Genomic DNA, 26444 nt, shown 5'->3' with positions numbered 1-26444 from the left:
GGCCTTATGATAATCGAGAGCCGTCATCAAGACCATGACGGTTCCCACACAGTGGTACATCCCCCTCTACGGAGGCTACCAACCTGACTCAGGCGGGCAAGTCGATACCGGCATCCCGCATCTGGGCCAGCTTGTAGCGCAGAGTGCGCGGGCTGATCCCGAGCCGGTCGGCCACATCCTTGCGACTGCCGTTGCACTCTTGCAGGGTGTCGAGAATGATCTGGTGCTCCTGCTGCTTGAGTTCGCTGCCGAGACGATCACCGCCATAAGCGCGCTCTGCAACGGCAAACTCCATCTCCTGCTCGTCCACCTCTTCCAGAATGAGGTGGCCGCAATCGATCACTCCATCAGGGCTGAGGATCAGCGCTCGCTGTACCACGTTGTCGAGCTCGCGCACGTTGCCGGGCCAGGGGTGAGAGAGCAGCCGCTCGCGCGCCTGCGGCTCCAGTTGCGGGGTGGGCAGCCCCTGCTGGCTGGCATGGAGAGCCAGCAGATGTTCAGCCAGCGGCAAGATGTCTCCGGGCCGCTCGCACAGGGCAGACCAGCGCAGCGGAAAGACGTTGAGACGGTAGTAGAGATCTTCACGGAACAGACCATCCTGCACCGCCTTCTTGAGATCCCGGTTGCTGGTGGCTATGACCCGCACATCCAGCGGGATCATCTTGCGGCTACCGAGCCGCTCCACCTCTTTCTCCTGCAGCACCCGCAACAACTTGGCCTGCAATCCCAGATCCATCTCGGTGATCTCGTCGAGCAACAGAGTCCCCCCCTGCGCCTGCTCGAACTTGCCGGGGCACCCCTGCACCGCGCCGGTAAATGCCCCCTTCTCGTAGCCAAACAGGGTCGCCTCCAGCATGTTCTCCGGAATGGCGGCGCAGTTGATGGCAATAAAGGGCTGCTCGGCGCGGTTGGAGTTGTCGTGGATGTAACGGGCCAGTACCTCTTTCCCCGTACCACTCGGGCCGGTCACCATGACGGTGGCCTCGCTTCTGGCCACCCGGGTCGCCAGCTGGAACAGCTCGGCGCTCTTGGGATCGCCATAGACCACGGCACGTTTTTCTACCTTCTGGGCCGGCACATAGCGGCTCACCTGGTTGAGCAACACCTCGGGCGAAAAGGGTTTGGCCAGATAGTCGATGGCCCCTTCCCGCATGGCGCGCACCGCACCATCGATGTTGGCGTAAGCGGTCATCAGGAGTACCGGCACCTGCGAATACTGCTGGCGGATCGTGGCCAGCAGGGTCAGACCATCCATCCCCCCCATCTGAATATCGGAGATCACCATGTCAAACGGTTGACGGGAGAGAGCCAGCAAGGCCCGCTCGCCGCTGTCCACCTCACGGCACTCATAGCCGCCGAGCAACAGGGTATCGACCAGCGCCTCACGCAGGCCATTGTCATCTTCCACTACCAGGATCCGGGCCTGAGTCATGCTACACCTCCCACGACAGCCAACCTGGCCGCATTGATATGGCTCCCTCTCGGCTGGCACAACTCCTTAACAAGGCTCATGCTGCACCTCCAAGCTGTACCTGCTGCTGATGCAGGGGGAACGACAGAGTAAAACAGGTGCCCTCTCCGGGAACCGAGGCCACACCGACCTCGCCCTGATGGGCACGCACGACGGATTGCACCACCGCCAGCCCAAGGCCAGTGCCCTGGGAGCGAGTGGTAAAGAAGGGTTCGAAAATCTGGCTAAGCAAGTGGGCAGGCATCCCCTTGCCATTGTCGATCACCCGCATCTCGACCCGGGCACCGCTGCGCACCGCGCTCACCAGAAGTGACGTTGCCCCCGCCTGCTGGGCGTTGGCAATGAGATTGTTGATGGCTCCGGAGAGGGCACTGCTGTTGGCCAGCAGGCAGAGATCGGGCTCCGGCGCCTCCATGTGCAGCTCGCAACCCTGCTGGGCGCAGAACGCCTCTGCCCCCGCCTGCACTTCAGCCAGCAGACCCTGCACCGAGATGGGGGTGACCACCTGGTTGTCGCCATTGCGGGCAAACAGCAGGATATCGTTGATCTGCTTCTCCAAGTCCTGCAGCCGGGCCATCAGCTTCTGCTGAAACTGGGTGCGGGATTCGGGTTTGAGGGTGCGGTTGGCCAGGTTGGCGGCATAGAGCATGGCGGCCGAGAGCGGAGTGCGGATCTGGTGGGCCAGCGAAGCGGCCATATTGCCAAGGGCCGACAACCGCTTCATGTGGTTGATGCGATCCTGCAGCTGACGGGTTTCGGTCAAGTCGTTGATAAAGACCAGCTGGCCCGCCTGATCCTGCAGCGGCTGAGTCGAGAGCTGGACCCGACGACCATCGCGCAGGGAGATCTCGTGACCATCATCCTCGCGCGGCTCAAAGCAGCGGGTGATGACATGACGCCAGAGCTCCCCCTCCAGCGGCTCCCCCAGCAGGTCTATCGCCGCCGGATTGGCACGGGTGATGATGCCAGTGCCATCAAGCAACAGCACCCCGGTCGGGAGCGCCTTGAAGATGGCGTAAAGCTGGCTCACTTCGTGAGACTGGAGTGGGATATCCTGCTGTTGGGCTGTCATAAACCTGACCTCAAACTGGCGACCTGGTCAGGTTATTCAATTTCCATGCCACTAAATTAATCTATTAAAACCAATAGATTACAGCTCTGCGTCAAGGCTTTGACCCTCAGACGTCCTTGCTCATCCCGTACTTTTTCATCTTCTCGACCAGGGTAGTACGGCGCATGCCGAGCAGATCAGCCGCGCGGGCCACCACCCCGTCCTGTGACTCCAGCGCCTGACGGATCAGCTCCACTTCGAGGTCGGCCAGCATCTCCTTGAGATTGACCCCCTCCTCCGGCAGCTGCATGGTACGGGGCGAGGAAAGCGGATGGTCGATCTCCGGCGGATCCTGAAACACCGCGGCCAGCGCATCTCGCTCGTCCATCTCGGTCAGCCGCTCATCACGCGGCTCGCTTGGCAGCAAGCGGTAGCGGCTCGGCAGATCGGCCACATCAACAATCTGTTGTGGATAGAGAATGAGCAGCCGCTCCAGCAGGTTGGAGAGCTCGCGCACGTTGCCCGGCCAGGGATACTGCATCAGCGACTCCATCGCCCGCTGGGTCAGACGGATGGTGCTGTGGTGCTGCTCGGCATGGCGGTTGAGCAGCTCCTGTAACAGCAGGGGGATATCGTCGATGCGATCCCGCAGCGGCGGGGTTTCGATGGGGAAGACGTTGAGGCGATAGTAGAGATCCTCACGAAAACCCTGGGTGCGGATCAGCGCCTCCAGATCCCGGTGAGTCGCGGCGATGATACGCACATCGGCCTGAATGGGCTTGCCACCACCCACCCTATCAAAGAGCCGCTCCTGCAACACCCGCAGCAGCTTGACCTGCATCGGCATCGGCATGTCGCCGATCTCATCGAGGAACAGAGTGCCCCCCTGCGCCAGCTCGAAGCGGCCACGCCGCGCGGCGATAGCACCGGTAAAGGCCCCCTTCTCGTGGCCAAACAGCTCGCTCTCCAACAACTCCGCCGGAATGGCACCGCAGTTGATGGGCACGAACGGCCCCTGGCTGCGGCCAGAGAGTTCGTGAATGGCGCGCGCCACCACCTCTTTACCGGTACCCGACTCACCGAGGATCAGCACGTTGGCATCGGTCTCGGCAACCTGGCTGATGAGGCGACGCACCTCCTGGATCCCCTTCCCCTTGCCCACCAGCAGGCGCAGCAGAGCCTGCCCCTTGTCATGGGTCTGCTGACGGGGATGCAGAGAAACAAACGCCTGACAGAAGTGCAGGTGGCGAGTCAGCGACTCATAGGTAAACGGCGCCTCGGCAACCCCGATGAAGTTGCTGTTGGGCAGGTCGGCCTCGACCAGAGAGATAAAGGGGGTTCGGGGAAATGCGGCCAGCAGATCCGGCAGAACACGGGTGCCGAGCTCGCCGGCCAGTACACCTTGCAGGGGGCCGGAGGAGTCGATGGCGACATCCAGATCGCCTTCAGCCACCTCTTGCCACGGGATCCCCATAAACGAGAGCACTGTTCCCAACTGCTGACGCCGCTGCGCATCGGCATCAACAATCAACACGCCCATCTCCACCATATCAATCCCTCGCGACGACCGAATATAATTCATTGTTTTATATAGATATAAAACATATATCACTTATTTTATTTCAGACAGACAAAGTGCCAAAATTCCGACACTTTGTCAAAAATTGTCGTATTCAGGCTAAGTGTATCGACATAAAACGGGGATAAACGAAATGGCTACGGCATTTTTTTCGCAGGGAATATTCAGGTGATACCGCCTTGCCGGCGGCGGTATCACTCAGATGCAGCAGTTCAAGGGTGGATATGGTGGCGCGGGGTGGCGTAGCGGCACTCGGGGAAACGACTGCAGGCCAGAAAGAGGCGGCCGGCATGGGGCCCTTTCTTGGCTTCACGCTCCACCAGCGGCGCATCGCAGCGAGGACAGTGGTGCACCTCTTCATCCTCGTCTTCAGACGGATCGGCAAACAGGTTGTCGGCAAGCTCCGGCTCCATCACGGGAACAGCAACGCTCGGCGCAGGGCTCTCCAGATTTGGGAAGTGAAGCGGCTCTTCATCGACCGGGCGAACAGTTGCCTGTGGCGAGCCACCGCGGAGCGGCGTGCCAAGATCGACCCCGTCCAGCAACAGAGGATTGAAGGTAGGTTCGCGTCGCTGGCCTGGCAGCAAATCATCGACCACCGGCTCGCTGGTTTTGACCAGCAACGGCAGAATCTGTTCGCGCAGCTCTTCCACCTGATAACCGCTGCTGGCCGGAATTTGCAGCAGGGGCAGACCGGCGCTGTCACAGGCAGTTTTCAGAAAGAGATCGCGCGCCTTGCGCTTCTGATGACGGTGAGAGCTGTCATCCAGCTCGATGGCGCAGATAAACGAGAGGTCGGTCGGATGGCAGAGCAGATAGTCAAAATGCTTGCCGCTGATCTTGTTGAAGTGTTGCTGCCATTTGCTCTTGCCGAGTCCCGCTTGCGGGGTCAGCACATCGGCCACCCGCACCTTGGCCAACACCCTGGCCTTGTCGCCTACCGCCAGATCCAGAACCCCGAGAAAAGAGCGCTCGGCCGGAGTGAAGAGCGTCTCCTGCAGATCGTAGGGCAGCTGCTTCTGCTCCTTGTTTCTGCTCCAGAAAATCGCCAGCACCAGCAGGGCCAGCAGCAGTAATCCCGACAGGACGAGGGTATTCATGAGAGCACAATCCAGTTCACAACACGAAAGGGGGAACACTTTACCACAGCCAGCGTCACGCAAGGCAGCAGGCAAGCGTATGGAAAGTGTAAAAGTCCCTGCTTTTTATCCATTTGCCAGCGGGCGGGGCTTCATATGACCAGCCACAGCAGGCACAATGCTGGAGAAACCCAATTCCAAGGAGAGCAGGATGCAAAAGCAATTGGTGGTCACCGTGATCGGTGCAGACAAACCAGGTATCGTCGAGAGTCTGGCTGCCGTCATCAGTCGCGAGCAGGGCAACTGGCTGGGCAGTGCCATGAGCGAGCTGGCAGGCCAGTTTGCCGGCATCCTCCATGTGGCCGTGCCCGAGGAGCACTACCGCAGCCTGTGCGAAGCGCTGGCCCTGCTGCCCGGCCTCACCATCAGTTTTGCCGAAGGGACACCCACCGCCGAACCGGCCCATCAGGTGATGATGACGGTCACCGGCAATGATCGCCCCGGCATCGTCCACGAAGTAGCAAGCATCCTGCGGCAACTTGATATCAATGTGGCCGATCTCACCACCGGCTGTGAACCTGCCCCCCACTCCGGCGCATCGCTCTTCTACGCCCATGCGCTGGTTGCCCTGCCAGACGGGCTGGAGATGGAGAGCCTTGTCTCTGCGCTGGAGTCTCTCTCCGATGATCTGGTGGTCGATATTGACGAGGCGATGCCCGAGTAATATTGCTGTCACTTTTCTGTCATATATTCACGTCATACCTGCCGCGCAGAGGCGAACTGATTAGAGACCAGAGGCATAACATGAGCACCGACAAGCTGTATGAAGAGAAAGAGCTGAGCTGGCTCTCATTCAATGAACGGGTGTTGCAAGAAGCGATGGACAAGACGGTCCCCCTCATCGAGCGGGTCCGCTTTTTGGGGATCTTCTCCTCCAACCAGGATGAGTTTTTTAAAGTTCGGGTGTCGGACGTCAAGCGCCGCATCCTGATCAATGAAGTACATGGCGGCGACGATGAAGCCAAGGTGCTGCTGCGCGCCATCCAGCAGAAGGTGATGGCCCTTGGCGAGGCATTCGACAACACCTACAAGGAGCTGCTGATCGCCCTGGCTCGCCACAACATCTTTCTGGTCAACGAAAACCAGCTCTCCGACGCCATCCAGAAGTGGCTGCGGGTGTTCTTTCGGGAGAAGGTGCTGCGCCACATCATCCCGATCCTGCTCAACAAGGAGGTCAACCCGGTCAAGTTCCTGAAAGACGAGCACACCTATCTGGCCATCGAGATGAAAAAGAATGGCCAGGTGATCCAGTATGCGCTGGTGGAAGTGCCGACCGATGACCTGCCCCGCTTCTTCCAGCTGCCGCCGGAAGGGACCCGCCGCAAGAAGCAGATCATCATTCTGGACAATGTTATCCGCTTCTGTCTCGACGAGATCTTCAAGGGGTTCTTCGACTACGACGAGATTGCCGCCTATGCGGTGAAGCTGACCCGGGATGCCGAATATGACCTCTCCGACCAGCTGGACTTGAGTCTGGTCGACAAGATGAGTGACGGCTTGAAACAGCGTCTCACCGCCATGCCGGTGCGTTTCGTCTACGAGCGGGAAATGCCGGCCGCGATGATAAGCTTCCTCAAGCTCAAGCTGCAGATCAGCTCCTACGACGCCATCATGCCGGGTGGACGCTATCACAACTTCAAGGATTTCATCGGCTTCCCCAACGTAGGCCGCGACTATCTGGAAAACCCCAAGCTGCCGGCCATCGATTGCCGCGACTTTGACGGCTTCGTCAATGCCTTCGATGCCATCACCAAGCAGGACATCCTGCTCTACTACCCGTACCACAAGTTCCACCACTTCACCGAGCTGGTGCGTCAGGCGGCGTTCGATCCGGCGGTCAGCGCCATTCGCATCAATATCTACCGGGTCGCCAAGAAGTCACGCATCATCCACTCCCTCATCGATGCCGCCAACAACGGCAAGAAGGTGACCGTGGTGGTGGAACTGCGCGCCCGCTTCGACGAAGCCGCCAACATCGACTGGGCCAACATCCTGACCGATGCAGGGGTCAAGGTGGTGTTCGGGGTGCCGAGCCTCAAGATCCACTCCAAGCTCTGCCTCATCACCCGCCACGAAAACGGCGAGGCGGTGCGCTACGCCCATATCGGGACCGGCAACTTCAACGAGAAGACCGCCAAGATCTATACCGACTTCTCGCTGCTGACCCGCCACCCGGACATCACCGCCGAGGTGGAGAGCGTGTTCGAGTACATCGAATACCCCTACCGGCGCTACAAGTTCAACCACCTGCTGGTCTCCCCCATCAACAGCCGCCGTCAGCTCTATCGTCTCATCGACAACGAGCTCTCTAACGCCAAGGCGGGGCAACCGAGCGGCATCACCCTCAAGATCAACAACCTGGTGGACCGGGATCTCATCAACCGGCTCTATGCCGCCGGTCAGGCCGGGGTGCCGATCCAGATGATCATCCGCGGCATGTGTGCACTGCGCCCGGGCGTGCCGGGCCTCAGTGACAACATCAAGGTGATCAGCATCATCGATCGCTTCCTCGAGCACCCGCGGGTGATGGTGTTCCACAACAAGGGAAACCCCCAGCTCTATATCTCCAGCGCCGACTGGATGAGCCGCAATATTGACGGCCGGATCGAGGTGGGCACTCCCATCTATGACGAGCGGCTCAAGCAGCGCATCATGGATATTCTCGAGCTACAACTGAGTGATACCTGCAAGGCGCGGGTGATCGATGCCGACCAGCAGAACGAATATGTGAAGCGGGGCAACCGCCGCAAAATCCGCTCTCAGGTCGCGATTTACGACTATCTCAAACGTATCGAGTCAAACAATGGACAATAGCCTCTACGCCGCCGTCGATCTCGGCTCCAACAGTTTTCATATGGTGATCGCCCATCTGAGCGAAGGGCGTTTTCGCATCGTCGATCGCATCAAGGAGCGGGTGCGACTGGCGGAAGGGATGGATGAGCAAAAGCGCATGAGCCCGGAGGCGATGGAACGCGGCCTCGCCTGTCTGTCACTCTTTGCCGAGCGGCTCACCAACATCAAACCGGATCAGATCCGCATCGCCGGCACCTACACATTGCGCCGAGCCAGCAACGCACGCGAGTTCGTCAGCGAAGCGGCCAAGGTGCTCAATCATCCCATCGAGATCATCAGCGGGCAGGAAGAAGCACGGCTCATCTATCAGGGTGTCGCCCATACCCAGCATATCGAGGGTCAGGTACTGGTCATCGATATCGGCGGCGGCAGCACCGAGCTCATCATTGGTGAAGGGTTTGAACACAAGGCCCTCACCAGCCGCAAGATGGGCTGCGTCAGCTTTACCCAGAGCTTCTTTGCCAGCGGCAAGCTGAGTGACAAGCACTTCACCAATGCCGTGCTGGAGGCGCAGCACCAGCTCGCCCCCATCGTCAACCAGTACCGCAAGCTGGGCTGGCAGAGCTGTCTTGGCAGCTCAGGCTCGATCCGCACCGTGCGCGACGTGCTGCAGGGTGAGGGGCTGACTGACGGCAGCATTACGCTGGAGGGGCTGGAGCGGCTCAAGGCCCTGATGATCGAACACAAGCGGGTCGATAATCTCAAACTGGTCGGGCTCACCGAGGAGCGTCAGGAGGTGTTTGCCGCCGCGGTCGCCATCCTGCTCGGCCTGTTTACCTCGCTGCCCATCGAGCGGCTCGACTACTCTGACGGTGCCCTGCGTGAAGGATTGCTGTATGAGTTCGAGGAGCGCTTGCAGCACCACGATATCCGCGAACGGACGGCACAAGCCCTCGGCACCCACTACCGGATGGATCGCAAACAAGCCGCCCGAGTGGAACAGAGCGTGCTGACTCTGTTTGATGCCTTGCAAGGTCCCTGGCAGATGGAGATAGAGCCCTATCGCGCCATCCTCGGCTGGGCGGCGCGGCTGCACGAAATTGGCCTTGCCATCAACTACAGCGGCATCCACCGCCACTCCGCCTATATCCTGCAACACACCGACCTGCCCGGCTTCAACCAGGACGATCAGGCATTGCTGGCCGCGCTGGTACGCTTTCAGCGCAAGGGGCTAAAACTCTCCGAGCTGCCGCCCCTGCCCAACCACGACCTGCAGACGGTGCTGCGTTGCATCCGTATTTTGCGCCTAGCGGTAGCCGCGCACCACAAGCGCCAGGACAACCTGCTGCCAGAGTGGAAAGTCGCGGTACAAGGGGATCAGCTGGTAGTAACCCTGCCGATCGACTGGTGCGAGGAGAACCGTCTCCTGATGCAGAATCTGGAGAAGGAGCATCGTTATTGCCAGGAGCAGGGCTGGCCACTGTTGTTCCAGCTCGGCTGAACCGCAAAGAGAGATGTAAAAAAGGCAGCCCGTGGGCTGCCTTTTGCATTCTCAGGTTGTGGTTTACTGCAGTTCGGGCAGCAGCAACTTGGCAATCTCGAAGTAGATGATAAGACCTGTACCATCCACCAGCGTCGCGATAAAGGGAGCCGATACGACCGCAGGGTCAATACGGAATCGGCGCAGCACCATGGGGATCACCGATGCCACGGTGGCGCTCCAGAGCACGATGGCGATGATGGTCAGAGTAACTACCATGCCAATCTGGGGACCCACCCCCAGACTCCAGGCCCGCACCCAGGCCGCCAGCGCAATAGCGGCCGAAATGAGCAGACCGGTGGAGAGCTCCTTCTTCAGCACGGTGCCGAGGTTGCGCAAACTCACCTCCCCGACCGCCATGGCACGCACTATGGTAGTGGTGATCTGGGTACCGCTGTTACCACCGGTACCGATCAGCAGAGGGATAAAGAATGCCAGCGCGATGGCCGCTTCCAGCTGCTCCTCGAAAGCCCGCAGCACGGTGCCGGTATAGGCTTCGGCCACAAACAGAATGAGCAACCAGCCCACCCGCTTGCGCCACAACTGCCAGGGAGTTGCCTGCAGGTAGGGGGTATCCAGCGGCGATGAACCACCCTGCATCTCGGCATCCTCGGTGGATTCGAGCTCCAGAATATCGGCGGCATCATCAACGTGGAAAATACCGACCAGCCGCCCCTGATCCTCGACCGGCAATACCGACAGGTCGCGGTCAATCAGCAGGCGTGCCGCCAGCTCCTGATCCGCCCGGGCATTGATCCGCACCGTTTCACGGTCCATCAGAGTTGCGACGCTGGCCAGCGGGTCAGCGATCAGCAGAGTCTTGAGCGAGATGCTCCCCTGCAGACGCCCATCTGCGTTGACCACATAGATGTGGCGAAACAACTGGGCATTGTCCCAAGCATCGTGGATCAGCTGCTTGGCCTTGCCCACGGTATCCTGTTCGCTCACGGCCAGGTATTCATGACGCATGTTGGCCCCGACCGACTCGGTAGGCCAGTCGAGCAGGGAGTAGTACATGGCCTGAGCCTGGGTCGGGAAACGAGCCAACAGCATGGTGCGATCCTGACGGCCGAGCTTGCGCAGGATCGCCACCATCTCGCGACGGGGAATGGCCTCTTGCAAGACTGTAACTATGCTGCCATGCATGCGCTGCAACAGGCGACCCGCACTCTCTGCCGAGAGAGAGGCGATAAGTTCAGCCCCCTGCGGCACAGGCAAGGTATCAAAGATGCAGTTGAGCTCTTCCGGACGCAGGGTCAGCAGTTGATCGGCGCGCTGAACCGGATCCAGATTGTGTTCCAGCCAACCCTGCAGGCTGGCGAGATCGAGCAGTTGATGACGGTTGAGAATGGTGTGTGTTTTCTTCATCACAAATAATCCCATGTGATTTCAGGCGAGCCTGAGCGCGAACGGAGATCCGTTCACCATCTGAAAGAAAACAGCAATTTGATTGACGAGTAATAGGCAGGAAATGACGCCGTTCGGCGTGTCATCATCCCCACGTACCAGCTTTAGCACTGCATAACGTATCCGGCATGCCGGAAGCCACTTGGGTTTACACCTTAATCCGATGAAAACTGTCCTGATCTTGGGCGTCTCTGGACGTCGTGAGATCAGTGGCCTGTGTTTATACAGGAGCCTCGCCTAACGAGATGCTGCAATTAAACTTGCACAACCCTCTGTTGTGCGGGCGGCATAATTGTCCAATCACACAACAAGGTCAACCCCGGTTTAGCCAGAAACCGCCATAGGTAACAGCTTGTTACAATTACTGACCCAATCATGGCTCAACGATGGGATTGCCCAATATGCAAAAAGGCCCTGATAGGGCCTTTTGTAGATTCAGCGGATGTAATCAAACAGGGTCAACCTGCTTATCTTGCTGAAGGAAAGTTGTGACGCACTCAGCGCTGCATCCTCTTTCGCCAGCGTGGATATTACCTCGTAGAGATCGGCCTCGGAAACCTTGGCTCTCGCCTCGGTATTCAGCGTACTCAGGCCTTCGTTGGAGCTCATCACCTGTTCAAGGCTGTTCATCCGGCCGCCCAGTTCACCTAGTCCATGATCGATGTTCTGCCGAGCATTCTTCATATGAACGGTTACATCGGCCACCTTGCTCTGAAACGTATCGGCAGATACGCTCGGATCACGCAGCGTATTGATAAAGTCAGACATGCCATTGAGGATGTTGTCATTCTTTGGCGGATTGAGCGAAAACTGCTGTGCCGTCCCACCTGCTGGCAAATCGAGCGTCAACTCGAGACCGTTGAACGGGATCTTGGTACCGGGCGTGTAATTTCCCGCCTGCAACGTAGCACCACCGGAATCCTTGATCTGATAGGTATCGGGAGGCCCTATTGTGGTGGAAACGGTGTAGTCGTTGCTGGCCAGCGCCGAGTTGTAGTTTGCCTGAAAAAAGTTATCAAAGTTGCCTTGGTCCGCGATGCCCACCTTGATATTGGCTGTCCCTGCACTGGCTGTGCGCCTGGTCGCCACGATCTCGAAGAGATCCTGCCCCGAGTCATTGGCGGCAATTTTGACGGTCGGCGAGACCTGGATCTCGCGCTGTCCGGTATCTCCCTGATAGATGAACTTGCCGTTGGTATCTCTCACGTAGGGCTGGGTTTTGCTCTGATTGCCCCCGAAGATATATTCCCCCTGAGAGTTCTTGCTGTTCATCAGATCAAACATCTGCTGTTGCAAGCCCTCCAGTTCGCTGGCGATCGACTTGCGATCTTCCATGCTGATGGAACCGTTATTTGACTTCTGGATCAGGGTCTGAGCACTCAGCATGGCGGTATTCAGAGAGGTCAATACCGTCTCTTCATGGCCAAGACTGTTCTCCAGCAGGCTGCCGTTGACCCCATACTGCTTAAAGAGATCGATCTCCTTGGTCAGCGCCATTTTTTGGCTCATGCCAGCCGGGTCTTCGCCCGCCGTCTGGAACTTATTGCCGGTCTGCAACTGCTGATAAGCGGTATTGAGCCGCTCATTGGCACTGTTGAGGGAATAGATATTCCGGTCGTAGATCATGTTGGTCGTAATGCGCATGACGTTACCTCACGGAAGCAAGCAGTGTATCGAAAATGGTTTTGGCGGTACTGACGATCTGGGCCGATGCCGCATAGGATTGCTGGAACCGGATCAGATTGGCAGCCTCCTCTTCCAAATTGACCCCGGAGACGCTTTCATAGATACCGGTACTCTGGATCAGCTTGGACTCATTGGCCTTGAGCAAAGTCTTCGCCTGGCTGGTATTGTTACCCACCGACATGACCAGTCCTGAATAGGCTTCATTGAAAGTCATCTTGTCATTGGCTGTACCGCCACTACTGCCTTTGCGCACCAAATCCTTGTTTTGCAGCTCCGCCAGTGCGAGACCGTTGCTGTTATCGGCAAAACCGTTGCTGTTGTAACTGAGTGTGAAACTGTCACCCGCGTTGACAGTACCGGTAATGCTGAACTCGTAGCCAGGAGTCTGTTTGGGATTGGCATAGACTGCCGCTCCAGCAGGGAAAGGGTTGACGATTGCCGACATCAGGTTCTGCCCCTTGCTGCTCGCAGGGGCCGTGCCGATCAAGGTGGTACCATCGGCTTGAAATACCTGATAGTTACCACTGGCATCAATTTTGACTACCTGAGGCGCCGTCGCACTCAGGCTATTGGTACCAAAACCGGAACCGGCTCCGGTATTGAACACCCCACCCAGCTTGATATCTGCACTACCACCGTTATTTGTGGTCTTTTGCGCTTTGAGCGGAGAAGCCAAAGCCAAATCTTCCGGTCTGGTTATATTTTGCGTTATGCCCGCAGCGGCACTCTTGGCTGGTTGCAACAGCAGCTTGTCGCCGGCAACTGGCGCGCCGGTCAAATCCACCGAAATACCGTGGCCCGGGATCTGGAAAGTGGCTGGTGGCATACTCCCCGTTGCAACCGAAGTTGCATTGCCATCCTTGTCCAGTGAAAAGACCTCATAACCTGTGGCGCTGCTAAAGCGGATCTCGTAGTCAAACGGGGTCACTTCTGTTCCCTTGCCGGGTACAAAACTGACCGTAGCACCTGCAGTACCGCCGTTGGAGTTGTAAGGCAACCCCTTGCTGGTGGGCAGGGTGAAAATATCGCTACCCAGCTCGTTATCCAGATCCATCCCCAGCCGGTTTTGCTGGTTCATGGCATCGGCCATGGCAATAGAAAGTTGTCCCAACTCGCGCTTGGTCGGCTCCAGATCAGTACGAGCCTTGAACAGCCCACCCACAGTCCCCCCGAAGGTATCGTGATCGATAAGCGCCTGATTATCACCCAGGGTCAGTTGCAGCTCCTGGTTGCGCGAGTCAGGATCCCCTGCCACCACCTTGAACTGAGCCACGCCACCATCGAGGATTAATGAATGACCAGTGCTCATATTGACCAGCATACTGCCGTTGGCTTGGGGGATGGTGCGAATATCCATCTTTTCGGAAAGCTGACGAATTGCCTCATCACGCTGGTCAGACAGCATCAGGTTCTCTTCCGGTGAGCCCTGGGTCCGTATAATAGCCTGGTTCAGGTCATTGATGCTGGTAAGCAGGCTATTGACCTGCTTGGTCTCGTCCTCAATGCGGGTGCTGATGGTGTCACTTTGCTTGTCGAGCTGGGCCGAAAGGGTGTGAAACCGGTTAACCATGCCGCTCAGTTCGGTCATGGCGACTTTGCGGCCACCAGTGTCGGCTGGTGACTCATTGGCAGAGTGGAAAGCATTGAAATACGAGGTCATAGCAGCCCCTACGCTGTTGCTGGTATCCCCAAGCAACCTGTCCACGGAGGAAAGCTGATCATAGTGAGTCAAGGATGCATAGTAAGCAGAGGTATCACGACGCACTTCCCCCTGCATATAGCTGTTGAGGATCCGCTCGGTCTTGATGTCGCCAGTACCCAGCCCAACAGAATTGGTATACACCAGCGTACGCTCACGCACATAGCCCTGGCTATTGACGTTCACTATGTTGTTACTGGTGCTCTGCAGCAGGCGCTGCTGTGCCAGCACACCTGATGAACCAATTCCAAGCAGATCGCTTGCCATATGTTACAGCTCCATCTCGTTGTATTGCGCAATGGCATCGCTGCGCAATACCTGTTTCAGTTTGTTGGCGTAGTGAGGATCCGTGGCATAACCGGCCTTTTGCAGCGCTTCAAAGTAGTGATCCGGACTGTCTACCTTGGCCAAGGCCCCCTTGTAACGGGAGCCGGAGGTGAGAAAAACCACGTAATCGTTGAAGCTCTCTTCAAAAGAGTCGTAGGAGCGGAAGGCCGCTTTTTGGCGCGATGCAACCCCTTCCTCATACTCGAGCGTACTCACCACTGCCTTGGGCCCCTCCCAACGGGGATCAGCCTTAATACCAAACAGGTTGTGAGTTACGTTCCCCTCGCCATCCTTGATCACCCGCTTGCCCCAGCCACTTTCCAGCGCGGCCTGAGCCACCAGTACCGCCGGACTGAGCCCCAGCTTGTCAGCCGCTTTCTTGGCAAGTGGCATCAAGCGCTGCACAAACTCTTCCGGGCTATCAAACTCTTTGCCATCGGCACTGCTACCAGCTTGGGCGGCAATGCCCATCGGAGGCACAGTACGGTGAGGGCGTACCGGCATGGTGAGCGCAGGTTTATCCTCTGCCATCCCCTTTTCAGCAAAATCCTTGCCAACTTTAGAGGCTTCAATCAAATCATTGGCAGCCCCGGTGGGCGGTTCGTAGGGTTTGTAGGCACGCTCGGTGCGCTGCGGCATCTTGAGCACCCGTCCGTCCTTGTGGGTAAAGGTGGCCGGTGAGAGCTGCTTGGCCACCATATCGGCCAGACCTAACCCACCTTTATTGGTCATATCGGAAACACGCTGCTCATCCAGCATCCCTTCATAAAACTGGGTATAGCTGCTGTTGAACGGGCTATCCTGGGTCAACACCTGATTGGCCTGCCGCATCCCCTGAAAAATCATCTGGGTGAAAATTGACTCGAACTGGCGCGATGCACTCCGGAGCGCTTCCGCCTGCCCCTCTTTGCTGTTGCTCATCTGACGGAGACGATCCAGGTTTTTGACGTCCTGTACGACCCCGAGATTGATACCGCTGTTAGTGTCAAAGTCCGCCATTTTGCTTACCTCTTTGCCGCCCATGGCAACCCCTTGCCGCTTGTTACAATATGATCAGCTGTCCTTCGATAGCGCCTGCCTGCTGCAGCGCCTCGAGGATGGCCATCAGGTCACCGGGAGCAACCCCGACCTGGTTGACGGCCCGAACCAACTCATCCAGCGTGGCGCCGGTGTCAAACTTGAACATCCGCCCCTGCTCCTGCTTGACGTTGATAGTCGAACTGTTGGTGGTAGTGGTCTGCCCGCCAGAGAGTGGATTGGGCTGGGAGACCTGCTGATTTTCCGCGATGGTGACGGTCAACCCGCCGTGGCTGATAGCCGCAGGCTTCAGCCTGACCTCACTGCCGATGACAATAGTGCCGGTTCGGGAGTTGACGATGATCTTGGCCGCTTCATTGGCCGGGTCTACCTCCAGATTCTCGATTGTCGCGAGATAGGAGACCCGTTGACCCGGATCTCGCGGTGCATAGACCTTGACCGAAGTGGCATCGAGTGCCTGCGCGGTATTGGGGCCGACCAGATCGTTCACCACATCAGCCAGTCGGCGTGCAGTAGTAAAATCCGGGCGGTTCAGGTTGAAAGTGATGGTATCGCCCTGACTGAACGCATTGGGCACTTCCCGCTCGACGGTTGCTCCGTTGGCAATGCGTCCTACGGTCGGGGTATTGATGACCACCTTGGAGCCATCCGCCCCTTCAGCGCCCAGACCACCAACTACCAGACTGCCCTGGGCAACCGCATAGACCCGACCATCCAGCCCCTTGAGGAAGCTCTGCAGCAGAGTACCGCCACGCAGGCTTTTCGCCTCGCCAATCGCGGAAACCGTGACATCAATGGTCTGGCCCGGTTTGGAGAAGGGCGGCAAGTCGGCATGAATAGCCACCGGCGCCACATCCTTGATCTTGGGCTTGATGTTGTCCGGCACCTTGATGCCAAAGTTGTTGAGCATGGTACGGAAAGTCTGCTCGGTGAAGGCGTTGTTCTTCTCGCCAGTACCGGGCAGACCGACCACCAGCCCGTAACCAATCAACTGGTTGGTGCGAACCCCTTCAACCGAGCTGATGTCCTTGATCCGGGCGGCATGAGCCATGCCCAGCGGCAACAGACAGCAGAGGAGTGTGGCAAGACGGAGTGACTTCATAACATCTCCTAGAGCGGCCACCAGGGACCATTGAAAAAGCTGGTCAGCCATCCCTGTTCCTGGGTATTGGCCAGATCACCGGTACCACCGTAGTAGATACGGGCATTGGCAACTTTCTGGGATGACACGCTGTTATCAGAGGTCACATCCTCTGGCCGGATAAGACCGGTAATACGGATATACTCGTTACCATTGTTAAGCATGATCCACTTCTCGCCACGCACCAGCAGATTGCCGTTGGGCAATACCTTGGCCACGCTGACCGAGATATTCCCCTGCAGGCTATTGCTCTGATCCGCCTTGGCTTGCCCCTTGAACGCGCCAGTCTGGCCGATGCTCGCCGAGAGGTCATAGGGCCCCGCCGTCACCGGCACGCCGCCCAGGCTGACTGCATCCAGATTGAACTTGTTGTCCTTGCCACTCTGGGTATTGGCTTTTTTGGATGCCGAGGTCGATTCAGCCAGCTGAATGGTGATGATGTCACCCACCTTGTGCGCCTTGATATCCGAATAGATGCCGTTGACCTGCTCCGGCTGAAAGATCGCTCCTGTCGGTCTCACCGAGACCGGCTCCGACTCCCCGTAAACGGGGGAAAACTCGGGATCATCGGGTTTGGGAGTATTGGGGGTCGAAGTACAACCACCCAGCACCAGCAAGCCCAGCATCCATACGGCTTTCATCATGCACCTCCTATTACTTAGGTACGTTGAATAAGGAAGGACATCATGCCATCCACCGCCGAGATAACCTTGGAGTTCATCTCGTAGACCCGTTGGGCCTGGATTAGGTTCACCAGCTCCTCGGTCACGTTGACGTTGGAGGTCTCCAGCATCCCCTGTTTCACCACGCCCATACCGTCAGCACCCGCAGTCCCCTGAATGGCCGCACCACTGGACTGGGTTTCCACAAACATGTTCTCCCCCATCGGCTGCAGGCCGCTAGCGTTGACGAAATCGGAAAGAGTGATCTGACCAACCACCTGAGAAGCTCCATCCCCTTTAAGTTGGACAGAAACCTGACCATCTTCACCGACCGTCACGCTCTGGGCATTTTCCGGGATCTGGATCTCCGGTTGCAGGGTGTAACCGTTGCCAGGGGTAACGATAGTCCCTTCACTATTGAGGGTGAATTGACCATTGCGAGTGTAGGCAGAGCTGCCATCCGGCAACTGAACTTCAAAGTAACCGCGACCACTGATCATAAGATCCAGAGAGTTATCTGTGGTTTGCACGTTACCCTGGCTGTGATCTTTCTGAGTCGCCACCACTTTGGCACCGGCCCCCAGCATCAAGCCTGAGGGGCGTTCGGTATCAGCCGAGGAACGGCCACCGGGCTGGTTGATGTTCTGATAAAGCAGATCTTCAAAGATGGCCCGCGACTTTTTAAAGCCCACGGTGCTGGCGTTCGCCAGGTTGTTCGAGGTAACCGAAATATTGGTCTGCTGAGCATCCAACCCGGTCTTGCTGATCCAGAGTGCAGGATTCATAGGTAACTCCTTGATTAGCTGATACGCAGCAGCTGGGTTTGGGCCTCGTCATTCTCTTCGGCCGTTTTCATTAACTTGATCTGGGTTTCGAACTGGCGCTGCAGTTGAATAAGGTTGGTCATCTCATCCACCACATTGACGTTGCTTCCTTCAAGAGATCCGGCAATCAGACCGACAGCAGCTGAGGCTGGCTCATTTTGGCCGTCCTTGCGGCGAAACAGGCCATCGGTTCCCTTCTCTACCGCATTGGCAGCCGGGTTAACTAACTTGATCCGCTGAAAATCCTCAGACAGGTTGGCCGCCGCACCTTCGGGACGCCCGCTGATGGTGCCATCACGGTTAATCTCAAGCTTCTCCATCGGCATCGGCAACACGATGGGTTGGCCACCATCATCCACCACGTTCAGACCGGTTGAGGTCTGCAGATTGCCAGTTGCATTCACCTGCAAATTACCCATGCGGGTATAGGCCTCACCCCCTTTGGGGTCCTGCACCGCAATCCAGCCCGGGCCATCAACAGCCACATCAAGATCCCGACCTGTTGTCATCAACATGCCATGCTGCAAGTTCTGACCGGGACGCTCCGTCATGGCAAATACCCGGCTGGGCAAGCCTTCCCCAAAGGCCTGCATGCTGCGGGCCTGCTCGAAGTCGGACTTGAAGCCGGTGGTATTGGCATTGGCGAGGTTATTGCTGCGAATAGCCAGGCTATTCATGTTCTCTTTGGCCCCGGACATGGCGATGTAAAGCAGGTGATCCATGGGATTCTCCGTCAAACAGATGACTCTGATGAGGGAACTGCAATTTGAGTGCCAACAGGAGAAATTTGAGGGATATTGAGGGGAGCCTAGAGTCAGAAATACAGAGGGGGACATCAGTCCCCCTCTTAAATGGTCAGTAGACCAATTAACGGATCTGCAGGATGGTCTGTTGCAGCGAGCTGTTGACTTCCAGAGAGCGGGAGTTGGCCTGGAAGTTACGCTGGGCTGTGATCAAATCCACCAGCTCTGAGGTCAAATCCACGTTGGATTGTTCCAGTGCCGAAGACTTGATGGTACCGAATGTGCCCGAGTTGGGGGTACCCGGCAAGGCATCGCCAGAGAGCAGCGACTGCCGCCAGGAAGTATCGCCCACCTGAGTCAACCCTTGCGAGTTGGCAAACTTGGCCATCGCGACCATGGCAACCTTGATAGTGGTGGCGTTGCTATAGGTGGCAGAGACAATCCCATCTGGAGTGATCTCAACCTTGGTCAAACGACCGACGGTCGAACCATCCTGTGACAACTTGTTGACTTCAAACGGTGACGCATACTGGGTCACTGTACCAAACGAAATATCAACCTGCTGGGTAGGATCTGCACCGTTAGTGATAATACCGGCGCCAGCAGGTGGCGCGACACCCAACTGCTCAGTCTTGATGGTTGCCGGAATCGTCGGTGTGATCATTTTACCATCAGCACCAAACGTAATCTGTGCGCCCTGCGGGGCCTGGTTCAAGGCCCCAGCCATAGTCGGGGCAGCACCACCAACGATATCGATCGGTTTATCTCCTTGATACAGATACATCCGCCAAGAAGTAGGAGTGGTCGGCTTGCCCGGGTTTGCAGGATCAGCCTCTTTAACAAAATACTGGGTTATTGTATGAGGCTCCCCCAACGAGTCATAAATCACTACAGAAGTCGATGATGAATAGGTCTTTGAATCCTTCGGGTCAAATGTTGATGCTGGGCCAGCACCGAAGCCGGATGGTAAAGGATCTGCTGTAGATGGCAGGTTGAAACTGGCCTCAATTTTGCTGGTTTTCACCGGCTCACCTGCACGATCCGGAATCTGGATCGGCTTGGTTGCATTGATACTGACTGCCTTTGGGGTACCATCCGCATTTATCTCATAACCTTGCAGATATGAACCTTGGTTGTTGACCATATAGCTATTTTCATTGAGCTTGAAAGCACCTGCACGGGTATAGGTGCGATCTAGATTGGTCAGACCATCGGAAGTAACAAAGAAACCGTTTCCCTGGATCGCCAGATCCAGCCCATTATTGGTAAATTGCAGCGCCCCTTGGTGGAACTGCTGAGCAACGGCACCTGTAGCAACACCATTACCGACCTGAGTCTTGCCATTGACAAAAATGGAGTTGGCGTAAACGTCCGCAAACTCGGCTCGAGACTCTTTAAAGCCCATGGTATTGACGTTGGCAATGTTGTTAGCGGTGACGTTCAAGTCTTTTTGTGCCGCGTTGACACCGCTTAAAGCATTGTTAAATGACATATCCAGCTCCTTAGATCGATGATGTCGACGTGGTCTTGGATGACGTTGTCTTGGATGACGTGGTCGTCTGATTTGAATTAATTCCTGACACCTGCAGGATGTTGTTTAAATACTCTCCACCCAGTCCCTTCAAATTGAGACGGGTCGGGCTTGTAGCGGTTCCCAAAGCAACACTCTCCACCTTGCCATAAGCAAAAGTGGTAATACTTTCCGACTTGCCATCAAGGTTGCCACTGGCTTTAAGTACATATTTTCCTGATGCAACCCGCTTACCATTTTTGTCTGTTCCATCCCAGGCAATCTCGACGTTACCCATCTGATCACCTTCAAGGGGAAACTCTTTGATAACCTGCCCCTTCTCGTCTTCGACGGTGATTTTGACACTGGCATACTTGTTCGTCGTACCAACCGCAACGACACCAGTTAAAGAACCTTCCTTATCCAAAAATCCGGTACTGCTTTGCAGCAACACATTCTGTCCAACCAGGGAAGAGGCTTGCAGAGCTTGGCTGGAGATCATCTGTTCATTAAGCTTGCCCATCTGAGTGGATAAGCTGCTAATCCCCTCCGAGGTGGACATGGACGCCATCTGAGAAAGCATCTGGGCATTATCAACAGGCTTGAAAGGATCCTGATACGAGAGCTGCATCGTCAGCAATTTCAGAAATGAAGCCTGATCCAGCTCCTTCTTTGGCGCTGTTGTCGTACCATTTGCCTGAGTGGACGCATAGTTAACGCCACTCACACCATTTGTATTGGCCATGTTGCCTTCCCCTTATCAGGACTTGCCAAGATTCAGCGTCTGCTGAAGCATTTTCTTGGCCGAGTCTGCAACCTGAACGTTCGTTTGATAGCTGCGCGAGGCATTAATCATGTCCGCCATCTCTTCAACCATGTTGACGTTCGGCTTGAAGATGAAGCCATCCTTATCAGCCATTGGGTGATTGGGGTTGTACTCCTTGAGCAATGGAGCCTTGCTCTCGACAATCCCTTTCACCTCAACCCCAACCGAGCCCTGATTATCCGACATAGCCTGATCAAGCTGAGCGGCAAAAATTGGCCGCCGGGCATGGTAAGTTTTTTCCACACTGGAGCTGACGCTATCTGCGTTGGCCATATTGCTGGCAACAGTGTTGAGCCGCACGGTCTGCGCGCTCATGGCCGAGCCGGCTATGTCAAAAACCTTGAACAAACTCATCACTGTTCTCCTTTCAGCGCCTTGAGCAGGCCGCTGATCTTGCTATTCATGAATTCAAGGGAGGTCTGATACTCAAGGCTGTTACGCAGAAACTCGGTGCGCTCCTGCTGCACATCCACCGTATTGCCGTCACCGGTATCAGGCTGCAGCGGGTTGCGATACTGAACCGAACCGGGGGCATCCATATTCAAGGCAAAGTGCTTTTCGCTGGTGGTCGCCAGACCAAACCCTTGTTGTTGGTGCTGTGCATCCTGCAATGCCTGTGCAAAGTCGATATCTCTGGCCTTGTAGCCAGGGGTATCGGCATTGGCAATGTTGCTGGAGAGCACTTCTGCACGCTTGGCACGAACCCCCAGCGTGTATTGATGAACACCAAATGCCTTGTCGAATGAAAGAGCCATAGCTCACCTCCTGCTTGATACTGTTTCCAAGCAAGAGCTATGCCACAAAAGACTGGTAATCAGAGGTACGCAAGGAAGAGGTTGCAATACTCGGAAGCACGGAACGCGCCAATAAACAGGCTGACGATGGAGAATCCACGCACTGAGGGTTTCTCAGCCTAAATAAAGAAGGAGGCATTGTGCCTCCCTCTAACGTGATATTGCCGCTATTCTGTCAATCCAGCTGGAGTGCGGATTGAAGGCCTATTTCACCTTGTAAACAATCCCCGGATTGCAACGGATCATCTCGAATCGATCAGTCAAACCAGCCAGTGACTCTGATGCCCCCAGCATCAGATATCCTCCCGGATTGAGGCTTGCTGCAAACTGGTTGAGGATCTTTGACTTAACTTCCGGAGCAAAATAGATCAGCACGTTACGACAGAAAATAATGTCAAATTTACCCAGCAAGCTGTAGCTTTCCAGCAGATTCAAGGGACGGAACGTGGTCAATTTTCTGACTCGTTCCACCACCCGCATTTTATTGTCACCGTAGGGCTCAAAGAACATCTTCTTGCGCTCAGGTGACAAGCCCCGCGCCAAAGCAAGGCTGTCGTAGACACCCTCTTTACACTGGTTGAGCATGGTGGTCGAAATATCCGTTCCCACGATCTGTACACCACCAGGCAAGGTGCCGGGCTTTTTCATCTGCTGTTCCAGCGCCGTCATGGCAATGGAATATGGCTCCTGACCAGATGATGACGCCGCAGACCAAATTTTGACGGGGCGGCCACTTTTACCCAGTTCAGGGAAAATCTTGTCAGTCAGCAACTGGAACGGATAGGTGTCACGAAACCAGAGTGTCTCGTTGGTAGTCATGGCATCTACCACTGCCATTTTCAGGTCACGCTCTCGCACACTCATTGCACGGGTAACCAGGTCAGACAGACTCTCGATGCCAAACTGAGCCATCAAAGGTGAAAGACGGCTCTTCACCAGATACTGTTTGTTATCACCCAGCACGATTCCGCTCTGTACCGCCAGAAAATTGCTGAACTGTTTGTATAAGTCGTCCGAAAGTGTCTTCATGCAGCTGTTCTTCTTTATTAGAGTGCGTTTTGTACGGCCTTGGCCAATTCATCCGGTTGGAACTTGGCGATAAAATTGTTGGCCCCCACTTTCTGCACCATTGCCTGGTTGAATACTCCACTGAGGGATGTGTGCAGAATAACATGCAAATCTTTGAGGTTGGGATTATTGCGGATCTCGGCAGTGAAGGTGTAACCATCCATCTCCGGCATCTCGATATCCGAAATGACGAGAGCAATCTGCTCCTTGATCGGGCCATTCTTGGTCATCTCAAGCAGCATGTTCAATGCTTCGCGACCATCTTTTGCCAATACACACTCAACCCCGATCGCCTCAAGTGCACGCTGAACCTGTTTACGAGCAACCGATGAGTCATCGGCTACCAGCACAGGGCGTCCGAGAGTGGGGTGTTCAACACTTGCTTCAACCAGCTCCTGACTAACTTCGGTGGAGACCGGAGAGATCTCGTTGAGAATGCGTTCAACGTCGAGAATTTCAACCAACTCACCGTCCACTTCGGTAACAGCCGTCATGTAGTTGATACGGCCTGCGCCCTTCGGCGGCGGTAGAATTGATTCCCAGTTCATGTTGATGATGCGCTCGACCGAGTGCACCAGAAATCCCTGAATGGAGCGGTTGTACTCCGAGATAATGATGAAGCACTTGCTCAGATCCTCGATAGGACGTTTGCCCATCGCCATACTCAGATCGATAACCGAAATAGTCTGACCCCGAATGTGTGCAACCCCGCGAATACAGGAGTTCAGCTTGGGCATCACAGTCAAGGGAGGACACTGCAACACTTCACGCACTTTGAATACGTTGATGCCAAATCTTTGACGTCCATTGAGACGAAACAACAACAACTCCAGCCGGTTTTGCCCCACTAGCTGGGTACGTTGGTTGACCGAGTCCAGGATACTGGCCATAAACACTCCCTAAAAACGCTTGGCATTAATCATGCATGCGTGATGGATTGCGTCAGACTATCGATGTGACAACGAACAGATTCTGAAGCAATCATAGTTAAATATGGTGATATGCGTGAACAACTTATCGACCAACGAGCAAAAATGATTAACCGACTTTTACTCATCAGCCTCTTTTTTGGCAGCATCTCTTCCAGCCACGCCTCGGACGTCACCACCTATTTGCAAGAAAAAGCACAAGAGTTCGTGTTTAACCAGCTCGAGGTGCCATTAGATGCCAGGGCTGAAGTAACGGCGGCAACCCTTGATGACCGACTTCCATTGACCCGCTGCGACGATCTATTGACCATCAGCTTACCTGGAAAAATGGAAATTCGCCGTAATACAACAGTTTACCTGAAATGTGAGGAAGACAAACCCTGGGATGTCTATCTTCCGGTACGAGTGAGCATCCAGAAGCCCTATGTAACGGTCAACGCTCCGATTGCCAAAGGCGACCTATTGAGTGAAAGCCAGCTGCAACTGGGTTATCAGGATCAGACGCTGATCCGCGGCGACTACCTGACCGACATGAGCATGCTGGTCGGCGTACGCAGCAAACGAGAAATCAAACCGGGGCAACCAATCCGTTTGAGTCAGGTGTGTGTTGTATGCAAAGGTGATCAGGTCACTCTGACAGCCGAAAATAGCAGCTTCCAGATCAAAACCATGGCCCGAGCCTTGCAAGATGGCAGCTTCGGAGAGATCATCAAGCTTGTTAATATTCGCTCCGGAAAAACTGTCGAAGGAAAAGTCAGTGCAGTCGGTGCCGTAACGGTCGCTTTTTAAATGTCGGGTTTATCACCAACTTTTTTCTAAAGTTTTGACCTGCCGCACCGATAAACAGGTAAGCAAACCTTAAAGCAGACGAAGGTAACTCAAATGGCCATCAACAATATCAACAACTTGGCGAATAATCGGTTGCAAAACACCGTTAGCAGCCAGGGGACAGGCAGCAAGTCAGTCACCTCTTCTTCGCCAGAGCCCGAAAATAAAGCGGCTGCAGTCAAGCTGGACTCCGTCTCCTTGACCAGCGAGGCCCAACAATTGCAAAAGATGCAGCAGAATCTCAATACGGCCTCAACCGGCAACGAAAGCAAGGTCGAGCGGCTCAAGAAAGCCGTTGCCAGTGGCGAATATCAGGTAAACAGCGAAGCTGTGGCCAAGAAGATGTTCAGCTTTGAGACCAATCTGGACAAAGTTCTCGGATGATGGATCTGCCTTCGTTACTGCATACCCAGGATGAACACCTCAGCCAGATGCAAAGCATTCTGGAAGAGGAGTTCTCCTTGCTCGAAAAGCATCAGGCACTGGCCCTGCCCGAACTCACCGAGCGAAAACAGCTGCTGCTTGCTGAAATAGAGAGTCTGGATAAACAGCTGGCCCAATTGCCTGAGCTGGCTCAGCAACTGGCGGCTTATCCTGACGAGATGACCCGGATCCGGGAAAAACTGGATGCCTGTCAGGAACAAAATGACCTCAACGGTCGACTGCTGGAACTCAGTATTGTCTCCAATCGCCGTCTGGCGAGCTTTCTGAGCCAGCTGCGCGATCGCAACAGCCTCACCTACGATGCCAAGGGCAATACCCGCTCAGGCACCCGCTCCTTCGGTATCAAGGCCTGACTCTCGACGAGTCGGGCCTTGCCACTTTCTACAATCAATAAGACCTACAGCGCCAGTCGCAGTAATTCTCGCCCGTCGACACAACTCTTGACGCTCAGGACTCCCGCCTCATAGCAGCCATAACTGGCCGGCAGTTCGCCGCGTGGAAAACAGATGGAGCCCGGATTCATCAAAATCTGGTCTCCCTGCCGCTCCAGTACCGGAACATGACTATGGCCGCTCAAAAATACACTCTCCGCAGGCAGTTGCACCTCATCGGGGCGGTAGAGATGACCGTGACTCATAAACCAGCGACGCCCATCAACCAGCAGCTGGTTGTAAGGGGCTGTGATAGGAAACGCGAGCAGCATCTGATCCACTTCGGAATCACAATTTCCCCGCACCGCCATGATATAGGGGGCCAGCTCGTTGAGTCGCTCGGCAACTGCAGCCGGGTTGTATCCTTCAGGCACGGGATTGCGTGGGCCATGATTGAGCAGATCGCCGAGCAACAGGTAGTGGTCGGGCTGCCAGGTGTCCAGCCGTGACAGCACCTGATCCAGTGCCGTGATGCTGCCGTGAATGTCGGAAATAATGGCAAGTTTCATGAGGT

25 protein-coding genes and 1 riboswitch are annotated in these 26444 nt (G+C 55.8%); of the genes, 6 read left to right on the top strand and 19 right to left on the bottom strand.

Translation table 11 applies throughout. The features are described from left to right. Nucleotides 1-88: 88 nt before the first annotated feature. From AACR93_RS09145 to AACR93_RS09130, 4 genes are all read right to left on the bottom strand, one after another. On the bottom strand, nt 89-1432 hold the full coding sequence (locus AACR93_RS09145) for a sigma-54-dependent transcriptional regulator (RefSeq protein ID WP_043850561.1): 1344 nt from the start codon (nt 1430-1432) through the stop codon (nt 89-91). Between the two features lie 76 nt (nt 1433-1508). Beyond that, complete coding sequence (locus AACR93_RS09140; protein ID WP_042033343.1) at nt 1509-2543, bottom strand: sensor histidine kinase; 1035 nt, start codon at nt 2541-2543, stop codon at nt 1509-1511. 106 nt (nt 2544-2649) lie between these two features. Then, nucleotides 2650-4071, bottom strand: coding sequence for a sigma-54 dependent transcriptional regulator (locus AACR93_RS09135; RefSeq protein WP_041209864.1), 1422 nt, complete (start codon nt 4069-4071; stop codon nt 2650-2652). Nucleotides 4072-4313: 242 nt separating this feature from the next. Then, a complete protein-coding gene (locus AACR93_RS09130; protein WP_033114370.1) occupies nt 4314-5201 on the bottom strand; it encodes a DUF2726 domain-containing protein in 888 nt (295 codons plus the stop codon). A gap of 190 nt (nt 5202-5391) precedes the next feature. Between AACR93_RS09130 and AACR93_RS09125 the strand changes: the two genes are divergently transcribed. The 3 genes from AACR93_RS09125 to ppx all read left to right on the top strand — a co-directional run bounded on the left by AACR93_RS09125 (nt 5392) and on the right by ppx (nt 9534). After that, nucleotides 5392-5904 carry a glycine cleavage system protein R gene (locus tag AACR93_RS09125; protein ID WP_033114369.1) on the top strand — a complete coding sequence of 171 codons (513 nt, stop codon included), beginning with the start codon at nt 5392-5394 and terminating at the stop codon, nt 5902-5904. Between the two features lie 80 nt (nt 5905-5984). Continuing rightward, on the top strand, nt 5985-8054 hold the full coding sequence (ppk1, locus tag AACR93_RS09120; protein WP_041209862.1) for a polyphosphate kinase 1: 2070 nt from the start codon (nt 5985-5987) through the stop codon (nt 8052-8054). Next, complete coding sequence (gene ppx / locus AACR93_RS09115) at nt 8044-9534, top strand: exopolyphosphatase (RefSeq protein ID WP_041209861.1); 1491 nt, start codon at nt 8044-8046, stop codon at nt 9532-9534. The genes ppk1 and ppx overlap by 11 nt, the downstream gene beginning before the upstream one ends. Before the next feature lie 63 nt (nt 9535-9597). Here ppx and mgtE read toward each other — a convergent pair whose 3' ends face one another. From mgtE to AACR93_RS09045, 14 genes are all read right to left on the bottom strand, one after another. Then, nucleotides 9598-10941 (bottom strand): magnesium transporter, encoded by a 1344-nt coding sequence (gene mgtE, locus AACR93_RS09110; RefSeq protein WP_042033338.1) that lies wholly within the window; start codon nt 10939-10941, stop codon nt 9598-9600. A gap of 121 nt (nt 10942-11062) precedes the next feature. Beyond that, nucleotides 11063-11232, bottom strand: a riboswitch (M-box (ykoK) riboswitch). Between the two features lie 183 nt (nt 11233-11415). Then, nucleotides 11416-12624, bottom strand: a complete 1209-nt coding sequence (gene flgL, locus AACR93_RS09105; protein WP_043850560.1) for a flagellar hook-associated protein FlgL — start codon at nt 12622-12624, stop codon at nt 11416-11418. Nucleotides 12625-12628: 4 nt separating this feature from the next. Continuing rightward, nucleotides 12629-14632, bottom strand: a complete 2004-nt coding sequence (locus AACR93_RS09100; RefSeq protein ID WP_043850559.1) for a FlgK family flagellar hook-associated protein — start codon at nt 14630-14632, stop codon at nt 12629-12631. 3 nt (nt 14633-14635) lie between these two features. Further along, nucleotides 14636-15691 (bottom strand): flagellar assembly peptidoglycan hydrolase FlgJ, encoded by a 1056-nt coding sequence (gene flgJ, locus AACR93_RS09095; protein WP_043850575.1) that lies wholly within the window; start codon nt 15689-15691, stop codon nt 14636-14638. Between the two features lie 43 nt (nt 15692-15734). Then, entirely contained in the window at nt 15735-16832 is a 1098-nt protein-coding gene (locus AACR93_RS09090; protein WP_041209856.1) for a flagellar basal body P-ring protein FlgI, read from the bottom strand. An 8-nt stretch (nt 16833-16840) separates the two neighbouring features. Continuing rightward, on the bottom strand, nt 16841-17512 hold the full coding sequence (gene flgH / locus AACR93_RS09085) for a flagellar basal body L-ring protein FlgH (RefSeq protein ID WP_041209855.1): 672 nt from the start codon (nt 17510-17512) through the stop codon (nt 16841-16843). Between the two features lie 17 nt (nt 17513-17529). After that, nucleotides 17530-18318, bottom strand: coding sequence for a flagellar basal-body rod protein FlgG (flgG, locus tag AACR93_RS09080; protein ID WP_043850558.1), 789 nt, complete (start codon nt 18316-18318; stop codon nt 17530-17532). Nucleotides 18319-18332: 14 nt separating this feature from the next. After that, nucleotides 18333-19079 carry a flagellar basal-body rod protein FlgF gene (flgF, locus tag AACR93_RS09075; protein ID WP_042033329.1) on the bottom strand — a complete coding sequence of 249 codons (747 nt, stop codon included), beginning with the start codon at nt 19077-19079 and terminating at the stop codon, nt 18333-18335. A gap of 145 nt (nt 19080-19224) precedes the next feature. After that, nucleotides 19225-20592: a flagellar hook protein FlgE gene (flgE, locus tag AACR93_RS09070; protein ID WP_043850557.1), complete on the bottom strand. Its 1368-nt coding sequence runs from the start codon at nt 20590-20592 to the stop codon at nt 19225-19227. Nucleotides 20593-20602: 10 nt separating this feature from the next. Next, nucleotides 20603-21355: a flagellar hook assembly protein FlgD gene (locus AACR93_RS09065; protein WP_043850556.1), complete on the bottom strand. Its 753-nt coding sequence runs from the start codon at nt 21353-21355 to the stop codon at nt 20603-20605. A 15-nt stretch (nt 21356-21370) separates the two neighbouring features. Beyond that, on the bottom strand, nt 21371-21790 hold the full coding sequence (gene flgC / locus AACR93_RS09060; protein ID WP_033114356.1) for a flagellar basal body rod protein FlgC: 420 nt from the start codon (nt 21788-21790) through the stop codon (nt 21371-21373). Then, nucleotides 21790-22191: a flagellar basal body rod protein FlgB gene (flgB, locus tag AACR93_RS09055; protein ID WP_033114355.1), complete on the bottom strand. Its 402-nt coding sequence runs from the start codon at nt 22189-22191 to the stop codon at nt 21790-21792. The genes flgC and flgB overlap by 1 nt, the downstream gene beginning before the upstream one ends. A 243-nt stretch (nt 22192-22434) precedes the next feature. Continuing rightward, nucleotides 22435-23259: a CheR family methyltransferase gene (locus AACR93_RS09050; protein ID WP_033114354.1), complete on the bottom strand. Its 825-nt coding sequence runs from the start codon at nt 23257-23259 to the stop codon at nt 22435-22437. Between the two features lie 17 nt (nt 23260-23276). Further along, a complete protein-coding gene (locus AACR93_RS09045; protein ID WP_033114353.1) occupies nt 23277-24188 on the bottom strand; it encodes a chemotaxis protein CheV in 912 nt (303 codons plus the stop codon). A 144-nt stretch (nt 24189-24332) separates the two neighbouring features. On the opposite strand from AACR93_RS09045, the gene flgA reads away from it, so the two are divergent. From flgA to AACR93_RS09030, 3 genes are all read left to right on the top strand, one after another. Continuing rightward, a complete protein-coding gene (gene flgA, locus AACR93_RS09040; protein WP_082044087.1) occupies nt 24333-25016 on the top strand; it encodes a flagellar basal body P-ring formation chaperone FlgA in 684 nt (227 codons plus the stop codon). A 93-nt stretch (nt 25017-25109) separates the two neighbouring features. Beyond that, nucleotides 25110-25439, top strand: a complete 330-nt coding sequence (gene flgM / locus AACR93_RS09035) for a flagellar biosynthesis anti-sigma factor FlgM (protein ID WP_033113408.1) — start codon at nt 25110-25112, stop codon at nt 25437-25439. Next, nucleotides 25436-25852, top strand: coding sequence for a flagella synthesis protein FlgN (locus AACR93_RS09030; RefSeq protein ID WP_041209848.1), 417 nt, complete (start codon nt 25436-25438; stop codon nt 25850-25852). The genes flgM and AACR93_RS09030 overlap by 4 nt, the downstream gene beginning before the upstream one ends. A 44-nt stretch (nt 25853-25896) precedes the next feature. Here the strand turns inward: AACR93_RS09030 and yfcE are convergent, their stop codons facing one another. Then, complete coding sequence (gene yfcE, locus AACR93_RS09025) at nt 25897-26439, bottom strand: phosphodiesterase (RefSeq protein ID WP_043850555.1); 543 nt, start codon at nt 26437-26439, stop codon at nt 25897-25899. Between the last annotated feature and the right edge of the window lie 5 nt (nt 26440-26444).

The sequence above is a fragment of the Aeromonas sp. L_1B5_3 genome (assembly GCF_963866575.1).
GTDB lineage: Bacteria > Pseudomonadota > Gammaproteobacteria > Enterobacterales > Aeromonadaceae > Aeromonas > Aeromonas jandaei.
Note: the sequence above shows the minus strand (reverse complement) of the source record. Positions and strands in the feature narration are given on the sequence as shown.